Annotated in this window: 9 protein-coding genes; 7 read left to right on the top strand and 2 right to left on the bottom strand. The window is 49.5% G+C overall.

Features of this window, described 5'->3' with window-relative positions:
• Positions 1-182: 182 nt before the first annotated feature.
• Positions 183-635 (bottom strand): hypothetical protein, encoded by a 453-nt coding sequence (locus tag DMX12_RS09220; RefSeq protein ID WP_046787885.1) that lies wholly within the window; start codon positions 633-635, stop codon positions 183-185.
• Positions 636-671: 36 nt separating this feature from the next.
• On the opposite strand from DMX12_RS09220, the gene DMX12_RS09215 reads away from it, so the two are divergent.
• Positions 672-1,007, top strand: a complete 336-nt coding sequence (locus tag DMX12_RS09215; RefSeq protein ID WP_371263219.1) for a helix-turn-helix domain-containing protein — start codon at positions 672-674, stop codon at positions 1,005-1,007.
• A gap of 575 nt (positions 1,008-1,582) precedes the next feature.
• Here the strand turns inward: DMX12_RS09215 and DMX12_RS09210 are convergent.
• A complete protein-coding gene (locus tag DMX12_RS09210; protein ID WP_075044228.1) occupies positions 1,583-2,575 on the bottom strand; it encodes a hypothetical protein in 993 nt (330 codons plus the stop codon).
• A 733-nt stretch (positions 2,576-3,308) separates the two neighbouring features.
• On the opposite strand from DMX12_RS09210, the gene DMX12_RS09200 reads away from it, so the two are divergent.
• The 6 genes from DMX12_RS09200 (at position 3,309) to mobF (ending at position 13,434) form a co-directional block, all read left to right on the top strand.
• A complete protein-coding gene (locus tag DMX12_RS09200; protein WP_054889346.1) occupies positions 3,309-4,775 on the top strand; it encodes a site-specific integrase in 1,467 nt (488 codons plus the stop codon).
• The gene (locus DMX12_RS28980; RefSeq protein ID WP_144415473.1) at positions 4,772-6,730 is read left to right on the top strand and encodes a hypothetical protein; all 1,959 of its coding nucleotides are present in this window, start codon (positions 4,772-4,774) and stop codon (positions 6,728-6,730) included. Before DMX12_RS09200 ends, DMX12_RS28980 begins: the two co-directional genes overlap by 4 nt.
• A complete protein-coding gene (locus tag DMX12_RS28975) occupies positions 6,727-8,730 on the top strand; it encodes a hypothetical protein (RefSeq protein WP_143516620.1) in 2,004 nt (667 codons plus the stop codon). The genes DMX12_RS28980 and DMX12_RS28975 overlap by 4 nt, the downstream gene beginning before the upstream one ends.
• Entirely contained in the window at positions 8,727-9,110 is a 384-nt protein-coding gene (locus tag DMX12_RS28970) for a hypothetical protein (RefSeq protein WP_075044227.1), read from the top strand. The genes DMX12_RS28975 and DMX12_RS28970 overlap by 4 nt, the downstream gene beginning before the upstream one ends.
• A gap of 918 nt (positions 9,111-10,028) precedes the next feature.
• Positions 10,029-10,268, top strand: a complete 240-nt coding sequence (locus DMX12_RS09185) for a hypothetical protein (RefSeq protein ID WP_081791613.1) — start codon at positions 10,029-10,031, stop codon at positions 10,266-10,268.
• 208 nt (positions 10,269-10,476) lie between these two features.
• Positions 10,477-13,434 (top strand): MobF family relaxase, encoded by a 2,958-nt coding sequence (gene mobF / locus DMX12_RS09180; RefSeq protein WP_110677173.1) that lies wholly within the window; start codon positions 10,477-10,479, stop codon positions 13,432-13,434.
• Positions 13,435-13,449: the final 15 nt, after the last annotated feature.

The raw sequence follows: 13,449 nt of genomic DNA, 5'->3' as shown, positions 1-13,449 counted from the left end.
TACAATCAGAAGAAACCCGCAGCCTGCTGGCAGAAGAATGAGGATGAAATATAAAAAACAAAGGATATGTACCCGTCGACATAGACTCTTCGAGGGCGGATTTTTAACTCAAAGCCAAGATATGCGTCACCGAACAAGTCAACCTGGCCTTCAGGAAGTCGTGAATTTCGGCGAGTACAAGCTTAGCCACGTACGCGCAAATCGCGCTCAGCCGAAAAAATTATTTCTTTAACCTTGACGTTCTCGCGCGAAGACGCATAGTGAATACTGTAACTCTTGCCCCCTTCCACCTTATATAAGTAGCCTCCAATACACCCTGAGCCATCCTCGGTAACGCTTACCTCAATGAGCGGCTCCATCACCCAGTCGTCCCCTCCCCTCATGTGGCCGGGAGACATCAGGTGCGCCTGCGCGAACCAGGAATGATCATCCAGTTCCGATAGCATTTGCTGAAGAATCGGTACCGTGGGGATCATCAGCATGCTTCCAACGATGTCATCGCCATGATCGCGTACCAGCTCCACGTAAAACCACGGGTGGTGCAGCTCAAGCTCAATAAATTGCCAGTGTCGGGTGGAAGGTTCCCCGAAGATGCTGGCAGGGCTCAGCTCGGCGTGCCTGTAGGTCTTGAACATCGAATAAATCCTCAAAATATTAACAATAGTTAATGGATGTCTGACGTTCAAGACGGCTTCATCATTCCTTTTGTAGGAATGAAAAAAATGCAGCTGAAACAGGCATTTGGTAAAGCGATGAGACTGCTAAGGAGAACTCGCGGCCTCAGCCAGGAAGACTTCGGTGCGCACAGCAGCCAAACCTACCTCAGTCAACTCGAGGCCGGAGGAAAGGGCCCTACCCTTGAAATGGTGCATGGTCTTGCCTCTGTGATGGACGTTCATCCGTTGACAATCTTGACTCAGTGCTACCTTTTCATGGACGAGGACGCCACGTTGGACTCCATCCTCGAACGGGTACGTCAGGAACTCAACGTGCCGCTCTCGGACTGAGGTATTCATCACCATCACCTCTGCTCTGATTGGATTTTTTGCCCCAGCGCGGTCCGCTCTGCGAAATTCGATCAGCTAAAGCCAAAATCTGCGACTCCTAGGAGTTGGTGTGGTGCTCCTAAGTCTTCCCGTAGGAGAGGAATCTGTGAAGGATCGGCAGTGCTTGGCGAAGCTGACCAGGCGCGAACTGGGAAGCAAAAGCAAACGGAAGCCCCAATGCGCTGTAAGTGGCTCCATGCATACCCGAGCCAAGAATCGACAGTGGTACTAATGAACCTGCAGCAGGGTACGCAACCACCCTCTGCTCCTCGGCGAGCGGAGACCAATATCCGCAGAGTGGGTTTTCGGTGAGTGGGATAGAGGCTATTTTGAGCTGCCAAAATCGAGAAGCGAGGCACATAGGGAGCTACCTGCAGCTTTCAATTCGACTCTGCAATAGGTCAGCATTTGGTCGCCTGCTTTTGAGCGTGGACCAAGGGCTGATGCTAATGGCATCGGTATCCTAACCACCCTGGCTGGCAGGTTGGTAAAAACTGCCAGTCAGGGCTTAACGATGAGGCGCCGGTCGAGGCAGGTTAAGAGGCGATGCGAATGCCGTTCGCCGAATATTTTTGCTTCAACGCCAGATCGATTTCGGCGACATATTTTTCAGGGTTCATGCTGCAGGCTTCACCCATAAGCTGGTAAATCGCTTTTACCGTTTCAGCGCGGACCTTTTGGTTGCTGACGACCTGGATTGCCAACTGTAAATTCGCCGGCTTGCGGAAATCCTCCAACAGCTCAGACTGGCCGTGTAACTCGCGCTCGATGGTCTCCAGGGTCGCCACTTGGCTAAGCGCAGCTTCCGCAAGCTCCAACTCCACTTGGTTCAATCGCGCCTTGTTGGGGACAGCTTCGAGCTGCCGACGTAGATTCAAAAGCGTTTCCTGATACAGCTGCTGATCCAGTTGCAGCCACAGGCCCAGCCCTTTGAACTGACCGAAGGAATGCGCATACCAGCCGCGCTCCTCATATGGCTTCCCCGTTTCGTCTTTCCCCTTCTTGATGATCAGGTATTCCCAAGAAACCTCTAATGCATTCCGCTTCCAGCGATCAAGCAGAGCACGACGTACTTCAATGGGGAGTGCTTTGAGAGTCTGCATAGCTGAGCTGTGCAATTTTCTGTACTCGATACTCGCAGCGCGGGTCCGGACAATGAGGCTGTCCCGCTGGTTGAGCATTGTCTCGATCTTATGCCGACGTATGTTCTGCCGCTCAGTAGCGCTTAGCCGCTTGAAATCGCCTCTGACCTGTTCGTCATCAAGACCCAGATGATTGAGTGCGCAGCAATTCCCTATCAATACCTTTGAATCGTCGTGCAGCTCGACCACAAAGCCGTGCTGATGCAGCTGGGAACAGCGCTTCCCGTTTTTCTGGTATTGGCAGCTCGCCTCAGGGCGAATCAGCCGATATGGCCGCAGCGGGTTTCGATACTGCTCCTTCGTTAGAGTGCAGTCTGGGGCAATCTCGTACAGAGATGACAGTTCATCAAGCGTTCTGATTTCCACAATGCCACGAGAGAGAGACATCAAATCCTCCTGCTGGGTCAGCTGTCCATAGAACTGTATATTAACCCAGTAATCTCACGGTGACATCATCTTGTATGGTTGCATGACGCGCGGCACGTCAATCAGATGCGGAGACGTCGGGACCACCGAAGTTTGAAGCCAATGGCGGTAGTCGAGTTACGGTGAGTAAGGATCAGCTGGAGCCAATCCTGGCGACAGTGCACACGCTTCTGCAGGCTGAAGGCGCTGACAATGTCGCACCAATCGTACGTCAATATCCGGCGCAAGCTGAACTGACCGCCCCATGACAATTGGAATGGAGGTACGGAAATCTAGGGGATCCAATTCAGAATCCCTGCCTAGGAGGTCGCCCGTCTGAGGCCAGGCGTAGTCAGTTTGAGGAACAAATAACCGCTAGGCTCCAGAATTTTGCAACTCCATCAAACCTTAGCACTCGATCATACTATCGGAAAGAAAATTCTGATAGACAAAATTTATTTAACGCAAAATCTTCACGGTATATGATGGCACGGTGAGGCGGCCCCCGTTAAGAGGATATGGACGACCTTACTTTCCATAATATTCTAATTGGAGAGTAAGTGTGTCGTCTTATCTTTATTTCCCATATAAAACCTACCAAGCTAACACCCGAACAGTAGAGCGAATCAGCTTATCAGGGTTGATCCTTGGTCTTTATAAACAAAGCTGCATAACCACCCAAGAAAGTAATTTTTCAGCGCCGTGGTGATTATGCATGACTAATCAAAATCAAAAATTCAAAGGCAACAGTTGCCGCTATGAATCAAAAGCGCGAAGAGTTCTAATTCCTGAGTTCTTTCTGCTAGAACTTAAAAGCATAAACATAGACTTCCCCCTCGACTCGACGAAGGCGCTGGACGATATATTCACACGCAGCGAAAGTGGTTACTACCCAAACTTTCCAGTTTTAATACAGGGTAATGGTGAGCCATGGCTCATCGGAAATCTTTACCTGACGACGAAACTAGAACGTGAGCCTGGATATGAGTCGAAGACATACAGAGGTATTGCGGACCACTTACTTGACTATCTGCGCTTCCTGGAGGATCAGAAACTTAATTTTCTTCACTTTCCGGAAAATGATCGTCTGAAAGTGACATATCGATATAGAGAGCAATTACTGAACTTTGTGGATAATGCAGAACTCTCAACAAGCACAGCAAAATCCAGAATTAACGCTGTAGTTAATTTTTATGACGCCATCACAAAGTGGGGCTTAGTAAACCAGCCATGCGGTGACGGCATAGCTTTCACGAGAATCAACAGAGAGCTTTTCGTTAAGACTGAGTACGGAGCTGCCGGAAAAGTAAAGATTTCCTCTCATAACCTATCCCTCAAGGGAGGATCTAAACAAAGCTGTGCCGAGTACATCAAAGATGACGAGGAACTTCGCCCATTAACCACCGACGAGCAAGCTATCGTTCTAAAAACGTTACATCACTCCTCGCGTGAATATCAGCTTATATTTTATCTTGCTCTATTTACGGGCGCACGCATCCAGACAATTGGTACCCTCCGAATACGAGATTTTGAAGGCAGGCTCGACTCCGATGGAAATTTAAGGCTCGCCATAGGCTCTGGAACCTTAATAGATACAAAGAAAAATAAAAAAATGACACTATTAGTCCCAGGCTGGTTAGTGAAAGACATAATTATTTATAGCAGGTGCCCTGAAGCTATTAAGCGGCGACTACGCTCTTATTACGGAGACTCCAAAGACAACTATGTTTTTTTGAGCAAGAGTGGAATTCCTTACTACACAAGCAGGCGAGAAATATCGAGCAAAAGCCAGAAAATGTTCACATCGAACGGGAATATGAGCCGCAGAGCGCAGCAAGTAAATATACAAGACGGAGCCGCCCTTCGTGTTCACATCCAGCAAATACTTCTTCCCAGAATATTTCGCACTCATCCAAATTTCAAAAAATTCAAATTCCATGACTTGCGCGCCACATTTGGAATGAATCTTATGGAAAGCCAAATTAAGCATTTTGGCAACACGAGCACAAATTATGCAATTGAACATGTCCAGCAGCGCATGGGGCACACAAACAAGAACACCACATTACAATACCTAAACTACAAGACAAGAATGGAGTGGAAAAAAAGCATCCAGCATGAATTTGAAGAGGAGCTCTTCAAGCATGTTCTCACTAGCATCTCGGGAGAGCAGATAAAATGAAACAGACTCTCATCCAGAGAAAGACTATGGAATTCCTGCCTGCTGATGACAACGTACATATAATGCGACCTGAGCTTTCAGTTCTGAACGTATTCAATAAATACGCTTCGTGCTCGCGCACCCTGGATATTGGCTCACTGTGTTATACAAAGAGAGGCAGTAAACTCCCTCAGCACTTAAGCTGTCCCGTTGACCTCGCCTCGCTAGATAAACATAGGATACCAATAGCGCGCTTCATGCTTGAAGAATTAAGCAGAAGGCCAGCCAGCACCGCAATTGGAATGTTTGGTGAATTCTCAAGGTTTATGGATTGGATTGACGCACAAGAACAAGCATACGAATTCAATAATTTAGCATCCATGCGAAGCGCTTACTTCGCATATACTGCCAATCTATTGATGCGGGTAAGAAAATCAGGAATTAACGACAGCCCGATCAAGCTAAGCACCGCATCATCATACCAACGTGCAGCGCGCTTCATAATAGCGTCGACCACAGAGCTAAGCGAGAATGAAATAAAAGGCTTTGCGACTTACATCACTCAAAGCCGAGATAACTCTAGACATATCAGTCTTGAGCTCCCCGACTCAGATACTCAAGCGAGGACATTCGCAACGTTAGTCTGCTACGTAGAGGAAGCCTATCGCGTGCTTGTGGAAGGCGCTCCGCTTCCCTTAAAGATAGTTTCGCCAGACAACCCTACATATTATCTTTGGTCCGTCCACTTCGCTTCAAGAAATCCTGATCATTTTTCTATCGCCAAGCTATTAGAGTCATCACCTCACTTTCCTTCTTGGCCCGATGTCACACGTCATTATGGGCTGGACTGGCGGGCCGCAACGACGGTGATTGAGAGATCCCGTTTCGATCAAACGCGCTATCGCATAGAAGATCGGAACTCCGACTTACGATCATTAACAAGAATCCGTTTAGGTATCCACGCAATTACAGCCGGATTTCTTGCGTTCATCGCGGCTACTGGTTGCAATACGAGCGTCGCTAAACAACTCCGCCTTACTTCCTTAGAAATCGTGCCTACAACGCAAGGTAAACGCATGTCCGGGGTTAAGTATAGGGCTAAGGGAAAGACAGTGCTGCCCGAGTTCGGAGCGCGCTTCTCATCGGTATTTGACAAGCACCTAAAGATTCGTGACTGGCTTATCGCTAATGAAAAAACTGATTTAGCATTTCCGATACCTGTGAGTACACACCGAAGCAGAGATAGTATCTCTGTTGTTTCGACATCCGCTTTAAGGGCGTTCAAAAAACACCTTGGAATGATTCTTCCGAATACGGTATGGATTAATCCAACCCAGTGGAGAAAAAATATAAGCTATCAATATATAAAGCTTAGCGGCGGAGATATGCTGCTGACGGCAGAGAAACTTGGAAACACGGAGGAGACTATACGCCAAAGCTATAGTCGTCCCGCCTTGGAAGATTACGTAAAGGAAATGACGAGTTTTTTTGAGGCAATGCACCAATCAGCAATCGACAGAACGCGTTCTGCCTCAAAAATTCCAGTAATTATTTTAGACGAATCAACACATGACAGCAAAACTAACATCGGCGCTTGTACGAAAAAAGCGCTGACTGAACCCGAGCATGCAAATGGTTTTACTCATCATGCTCCTACCCCCAATTGTCAGTCTCCAGAAACCTGTATCTTCTGCACCCACTATGGAGTCCATGCCGACGACCAAGATATACGACGTTTACTTTCCCTTCGCTACATCATTGAAATCACAAATGACAACGACTCTCCCGACCCAGTACTATCTTCAAGCGCCCCCACAAAACATAGAATCGATGAAATATTATCAGAGATCGCTGACACTGGACGATCATATGCCGACAAGATAACAGAAATAAATTCGGAAATAGCAACGGGCAAGCTCGATCCATTCTGGGCAATCCATTTTGACACTCTTGTCGTACTTGGGGCCATTTCATGAGCATCATCGCATATCTAGAACTTTCATCTATTGACCCCCATCAACTACCAGACCATCGCGCAGAACCTTCAGACTATTTCGATTTAGATCGAAACTTTGTTATTTCCCGAACTAAAGATGGAAATATTCTATCAAAATACGGAGAGAACATATGGAACCTTAAAACATACGACGCAAAGGGACGTTGCGTTTACAACTTTTCAAGCTGGCACTCTGGAGAAGATACCTCAATCGCTAGAGAAATCACCGAAGAGATGAAAAAAATTCAGATCTCTCGATTATTCCTCTATCACAAACCTCGAAGGCCAATTTCGATCACTCTGATAGAACTAAGGAAATTTGCTAAACTAGCTTTAAAAAATAGACTTACACTCTCCGAACTATTTGAAGAGCGCAATATGCGCAAGATCTTGCTCCCAAGTTACTCACACCTTAGCGCAAAACAAATGTTTCTTACCTTAGGATTAATAAAAGAACTTTACTATATAAGAGCAAAACATGCTCAGCTCACCCTAGGTCCAGCTAGTTTCGAAACCATATCGCTAATGCAGGCTATGTATGACAAACACCCGAAAGCGCAGAGAGACGCCCCGCAGCAAACCAAGTTAATTCCTTCTCGACTTTATGCCACACTACTAATTCTACTACACTCTGAACTAACAGATTTCAATACTAAATCTGATGCCATCATTGAACTGTACGCGAGGCGAATTGAAGATCCAATGTATGGATCTCCACTACGTCGAGCAAGAAAGCATAAAGCCATTTCTTGGCAGGATGCTTCGAGCGCTCTAGACCTTGATGCTTTTTTCTCAAACAAATCCATTAGCAACTGGAAAGCGCTTAGCAGTTACATTGGAGAGATTCAATGCGCTGCGCTCTACTGGGTGCATTTATTTAGCGGAATGCGACACAATGAAGCCAGGCACCTACCCGCCGATAGCTTAACAACAATATCAGCTGGCGGGACCGCGATTAGCATCTTACGTGGATACACTTCAAAAATCGGCAGTCAAATCCATACTGATACATTCTGGGTTACATCCAAGATAATTCAAATAGGCATAAACTCTGCCCTGAAGATTGGTGAACTCTGCGCAAAACTCTTCAAGTACGACAGAACAAAAATCAATAGCTATCCTCTTTTTCCAGCCTTAAAGAAAGTCCAACAGATAACTCGAGCATATGATGGCGCACCAGTAATATCTCCTGCCTGCCATGCACGCACTCTCAAACGCTTGCTTGCGCGATGGCCCGACATGCTCGTGCGTGAATCTGATATCAGAGAACTAGAACAATTTGACGGTTTTCGGGACTGGCGTAACGATTCAGATGTGCTTTTAGCAGAGCCTTGGCCGCTTGCAACTCATCAATGCAGGCGTTCATTAGCTGTTTACTGCGCGCGATCAAAACTCGTTTCAGTGGGCTCCCTGGCTGTGCAATTTAAACAATTCACAGAAATGATGGCTTCATATTACCGGCGCGGCAGCGCTTTTGCTGTTAACTTCATCAAAACTGATGACTCGTTGCAACTGATGGATGAATTGGAAACCGAACGCCAAATGGCGCAATTCCTTGACTACGACGCTGACATAATCAACTCCAACAACCTCTTATGGGGAGGTGAGGGCAATCGAATTCAAGTCGCTAGAAACAAAGGGCGCCCTCTCATCATTACAACTGACAGAGCCGTTACTGAGCAAAAATTCAGAACTGGACTAATGGTATACAAACCAGGCCCTCTTGGCCACTGCACAAACATTGAGCCATGTGACAAGATTTCTTTTACAAATATCCTTCGCGCTTGTGCCGGATGCGAAAAATCAATTCTTGATGATCACAGTTTAAGGAAAATTAAAACAGGCATTACAACACTCAAGCGGGGGCAAAAAATGTATGAATCAGGCTCCCCACAATACATCCAATTACAAAATGAAATTGACGCCACCTACGAAAGTGTAAAGGGATATGGTCTACTGAAAAAAATGGAGGATTTATGAGCAGCAATGAAGATTATTTTTCGGCATTGAAACGAATTATCGAAGGCAAGACCCGTATTCTTCCAGCAAAATCTTCTATAAACAAGGACACCGTTGCTCTGGAAGCGGGGCGAAAGCGAGGATCCATAAAAAAAAGCAGAACCGAACATAGTTCAATAATTGCAGCGATCGAAGCTGCTGCAGCCCAATCACTTAACGCCTCCAAACAAACCCTCAACCCCGACAGCTTAAAGCAAAAAAACAAGACAAACCATGATGAAATCAAGAAACTAAAAAAAGACTATGAACAAGCCCTATGCCAAATTGTTTCACTTATACATCAGAACCACTCGCTCAGAGCAAAACTTCTAGCACTTACTGGAGATTCCAGTGAAACATAATGACTCAATCCTGACAAATGCCAAATCAGACTAACCAACCGGAGGCTTTGGCGAATGCGAAATCCCCCACCATAGGTAGGCTGCAACGGAATGCTTTTGTACTAGCGCAGATTCCCGTAGCGAGTGACCACTGCTCTGAGCGAGGCAGAGCCCCTATGGACAATTCTGTAAAAAATGTCCATATTTGAGCTAGTCCATATGGACTAGCTGTGATTTCGACGGAAACGCTGCATTTTCTAGCTTCCAGTTGCTGTCCATACTCCTCAGGCTTCCGACTGCGACGAGGCCGGCGTCGTGACGAATCAGATTCGAGCGGAAATAACCCAAGAGGATTTCGAATCGGTCGTGACGGCAAGCTTCCAGTCACCTTCCAGGCCCAGGAGTGCCTTCACATGTACGACCGAATCATTCAACTGCTCATGCTGGCCGTTGCGACGACTAGCTTGATCATCACGTTGTTGCCTCCCCCTGCACCTATCTCCATTCCCAGAACCCTCTACGCGGGCATTAGCCCCGTTGCCGCCCAGGTATCGGCTCGCCCCGCCTATCCGCCGTGTGTCTGAGATCAGAGGGGAGCAGTGTTTCAGCACACGTAAGCTGGGCTTTCTTCTTAGGAGGGGGGCATAGAGAAAACGGAAAAAATCGTACGATAAGCCCTGCTGACAGCCTGCAAGCCCTTAGGTTGTGTAGTCGGTGTCCGAATGGGGTATGCCTCAACCTGGCGTCAGACCGGACGACCGAAGTACGTCAAGATAGGGGCTATTTCGGCTTTTCCTGACGTTTCCCTACAAACCTCTATGACTTCAACCTGACAGGCCACGGCTTCAGGCTGCTTGGTTGTCATTGGGTTTATCAAAACTTGAAGAAGTGGCGGGCTGCCGCTATTAGTTAAGATTCACTCAACACAAGGACGCGACGATGATTCAGAGATTTGTTGTTGTTCCTGCGATCCCCATCGAAACAGGATCGATTCGTAATGGAACTCGCTTTCACTCCACTACAGTTCCTGGCGGGTTTGATATTTATGACAATCAAGATAAGCAGCGATTGCAGTTCACCTACCCGACACAGATAGAAGCAGATGCTGAATGCGAAAGACTGAACATGGAGCACTATCAAACCTCTATGACAACACCTACCGGCATCAGCTCACCATGATCTAGTCGTTCTCTGCTCAACGGTGTGGACTGAAAACAAAAGCCCCGGCATCTTGACGGGGCTTTTGTTGAGGGGATCTGATCCTTCAGCTCCCACGATTGTAGTCAAGAAATGAAAGGCAAACCGAGCAAGTGCAAACACTCTGACAGAGACATGCCCGAACTTTGCGGGTCACAGGGCCTATCGTACGATTTTTTCCGTTTTCTCTATGCACCCCTACTACGCCAAGGAAACACCCGGCGAGTGGCAAGGCGAAGGTGCCGAACGGCTCGGCCTGGTCGGCCCCGTCGATCAGCTGCAACTGGCCAAACTGCTTGATGGCAAGTTGCCGAACGGCGAGCGGATCCACACCACGTTCAATGCCGAAACCAACAAGCGGCGCATGGGCTTGGACATGACATTCTCGGCGCCGAAATCGGTGTCGATGCAAGCACTCGTCGCCGGCGACAAAAATGTCACCCTGGCTCACGACCGGGCGGTGGCCAAGGCCATGCACCACGTCGAAAAGCTCGCCCAGGCACGGCGCAAGGTACAGGGCAAGTTCCTGCGCGAACGCACGGGGAACATGGTCATTGGCAAGTTTCGCCACGAAATGAGTCGCGGCAAGGATCCCCAACTGCACACCCATGCGGTGATCATGAACATGACGCAGCGCGCCGATGGTAAATGGCGTGCCTTGTTCAACGACGATATTTTCAAGGTTCAGCATGAAGTTGACGCCATGTACAAGGGCCAACTGGCCTTGGAGCTGCGCGAGCTGGGCTACGAGATCCGCGTACTCGATGGCAAAGGCAACTTCGAGCTGAATCACATTTCACGGGAACAGATCGAAGCATTCTCCAGCCGCAGCAAAGTCATTGAAGAAGCGTTGGCCAAGGACGGGAAAACCCGGGCCGACGCGACCACTCTGGAAAAACAAGTTATCTCAATGGCCACCAGGCCGCACAAAGACGAGCGCGACCACGATCTGGTGAAACAGTATTGGGTGACGAAAAGCCGCGAGTTAGGGATCGACTACGGCCCACAAAGCCGATTGGATGGCCGCGAGTATGGTGAGTTAGGGATCGACTACGGCCCACAAAGCCGATTGGATGGCCGCGAGTATGGTGAATCAGGCCCAGCGTCAGGCGCTGGCCGCGTTCCATCTGATCCCAATCTACCCGCAGGGCTGACACCGGCCCAAGCCGTTGTGCAATACGCAATCAATCACCTGACCGAGCGTGAACAGGTTGTTACCCAGTTGGACCTGTTGACCGTGGCGCTCCAGCGTTCGGTAGGGTTGGCCGGGCCTGACCAGGTACGGGCCGAAATAGCCCGGCTGGTACAACAAGGTACGCTCATAGAGTCAGCACCGGCCTACTCAATGGCACAGCCCACGGAAAACGCGCCCGTGTTGTCGCCTGCAGGTTGGCAAGCTCACCTGCAGGAGTTGAAAGGCTGGACGGACAAGCAGGCAAAACAGTACGTGGCCACCGCCATCGAGCGCGGTTCATTGGTGCCAACCGAGAAGCGCTACACCACACAGAAAGGCTTGAAGCGCGAGAAAGCCATCCTTGCCATTGAGCGCACTGGCCGGGGCCAGGTGACGCCGCTCATGTCCCAGGAGCAGGTCGCTAAAGCACTTGAAGGATCAACCCTCACCGCTGGCCAACGGCAAGCCGTCGAGACCATCGTCAGCACGGAGAATCGGTTTGTCGGCATTCAGGGTGATGCTGGTACGGGCAAAACCTACTCCGTTGAGCGGGCCGTGCAACTGCTCACATCCGTCAACGAGGCAATGAGTTACGGCAAGACAGAGGATCAACTCGGCTATCGAATCCTCGCATTGGCGCCGTATGGGAACCAAGTTGCCGCACTCAAAAACGAGGGGATGGACGCTCATACCCTGGCCAGCTTTTTCAACACCAAAGACAAGACCCTGGACGAAAGGACTATCATTGTTCTCGACGAGGCCGGTGTCGTCGGCGCTCGCCAGATGGAACAGCTCATGCGGCTGGTGGAAAAGTTCGGGGCCCGCCTTGTTCAGCTGGGCGATACCAAACAGACCGAGGCCATCGAGGCGGGAAAACCATTCGCCCAGCTCCAGCAGAACGGCATGCAAACCGCCCGGATCAAGGAGATCCAGCGGCAGAAAGACCCCGAGTTGAAATTAGCCGTCGAGCACGCCGCCGATGGCAATACTCCCAAGTCGCTGCAGCACATCAAGCACATTGAGGAACTGCGCAACCCTATCGATCGACATCAAGCGATCGTCAACGACTACATGCAACTGACTGACCAGGAGCGTAGAGAGGTATTGATCGTTGCCGGTACAAACAAAGACCGCAAAGAGATCAACACTTTGGCGCGCAAGGCATTGGGCCTTGAGGGCCGGGGGGCGAAGTTCGACACGTTGAACCGCGTTGATATGACTCAGGCAGAGCGGCGCTACGCACCGACCTACCAGCAAGGAATGGTCATTCAGCCGGAGAAAGACTACAAAAAAGCGGGCTTGGTTCGTGGCGAGAACTACACCGTCAAACAGGCGTTACCGGGAAACATCCTTGTCGTGACCGGTGCCGATGGCCAGAGCCGTCAGATCAACTCGCGACAGGTTACAAAGCTCAGCGTCTACAAGGCAGAGCGCCCGGAGCTGTCCATTGGCGACCTGGTACGCATCACCCGCAACACGCCATCACTCGACCTCACCAACGGCGACCGGATGCGAGTTATCAGCACAGCCAACGGCATGATCGAGCTGGCTTCGACCAGAGAGCGCGACGGAAAGCCGGAGCGCGTGGTGAAGCTGCCATCGAACAAACCGCTGCACCTGGAACACGCTTATTCCGCGACTGTTCACAGTGCGCAGGGCCTAACCAATGATCGCGTGATGATCTCCGTGAACACCAAGAGCCGTACCACTTCGCTAAATCTGTTCTACGTGGCCATCAGTCGGGCGCGGTTGGAAGCGAGGATCTACACCGATGCTATCGCCGGTTTGCCGGGTTCTATTGCCAAGCGCTACGACAAAACCACGGCACTGGCGCTGCAAAAAGAGCGGGACGCCCAGCGCCTGCAGAAAGCGCACGCCCCGAAAACGGTTGTGGATGGGCCAAAAACCGAGCGAGCTTTGGAACGCGAAAAACGCATGCGGCCCAACAGCCCAAGCGGCGGCATACCAAATTAGTGAACTTTGCCTTAT

This window comes from Pseudomonas sp. MB-090624, assembly GCF_003205245.1.
Classification (GTDB): domain Bacteria; phylum Pseudomonadota; class Gammaproteobacteria; order Pseudomonadales; family Pseudomonadaceae; genus Aquipseudomonas; species Aquipseudomonas juntendi.
Note: the sequence above shows the minus strand (reverse complement) of the source record. Positions and strands in the feature narration are given on the sequence as shown.

Excerpts from the sequence above, each read along its gene's own strand:
- DMX12_RS09220 (WP_046787885.1), bottom strand. The coding sequence starts at position 635 with ATGTTCAAGACCTACAGGCACGCCGAGCTGAGCCCTGCCAGCATCTTC.
- DMX12_RS28975 (WP_143516620.1), top strand. The coding sequence starts at position 6,727 with ATGAGCATCATCGCATATCTAGAACTTTCATCTATTGACCCCCATCAA.
- mobF (WP_110677173.1), top strand. The coding sequence starts at position 10,477 with ATGCACCCCTACTACGCCAAGGAAACACCCGGCGAGTGGCAAGGCGAA.
- DMX12_RS09210 (WP_075044228.1), bottom strand. The coding sequence starts at position 2,575 with ATGTCTCTCTCTCGTGGCATTGTGGAAATCAGAACGCTTGATGAACTG.
- DMX12_RS28970 (WP_075044227.1), top strand. The coding sequence starts at position 8,727 with ATGAGCAGCAATGAAGATTATTTTTCGGCATTGAAACGAATTATCGAA.
- DMX12_RS09215 (WP_371263219.1), top strand. The coding sequence starts at position 672 with ATGTCTGACGTTCAAGACGGCTTCATCATTCCTTTTGTAGGAATGAAA.
- DMX12_RS28980 (WP_144415473.1), top strand. The coding sequence starts at position 4,772 with ATGAAACAGACTCTCATCCAGAGAAAGACTATGGAATTCCTGCCTGCT.
- DMX12_RS09200 (WP_054889346.1), top strand. The coding sequence starts at position 3,309 with ATGACTAATCAAAATCAAAAATTCAAAGGCAACAGTTGCCGCTATGAA.
- DMX12_RS09185 (WP_081791613.1), top strand. The coding sequence starts at position 10,029 with ATGATTCAGAGATTTGTTGTTGTTCCTGCGATCCCCATCGAAACAGGA.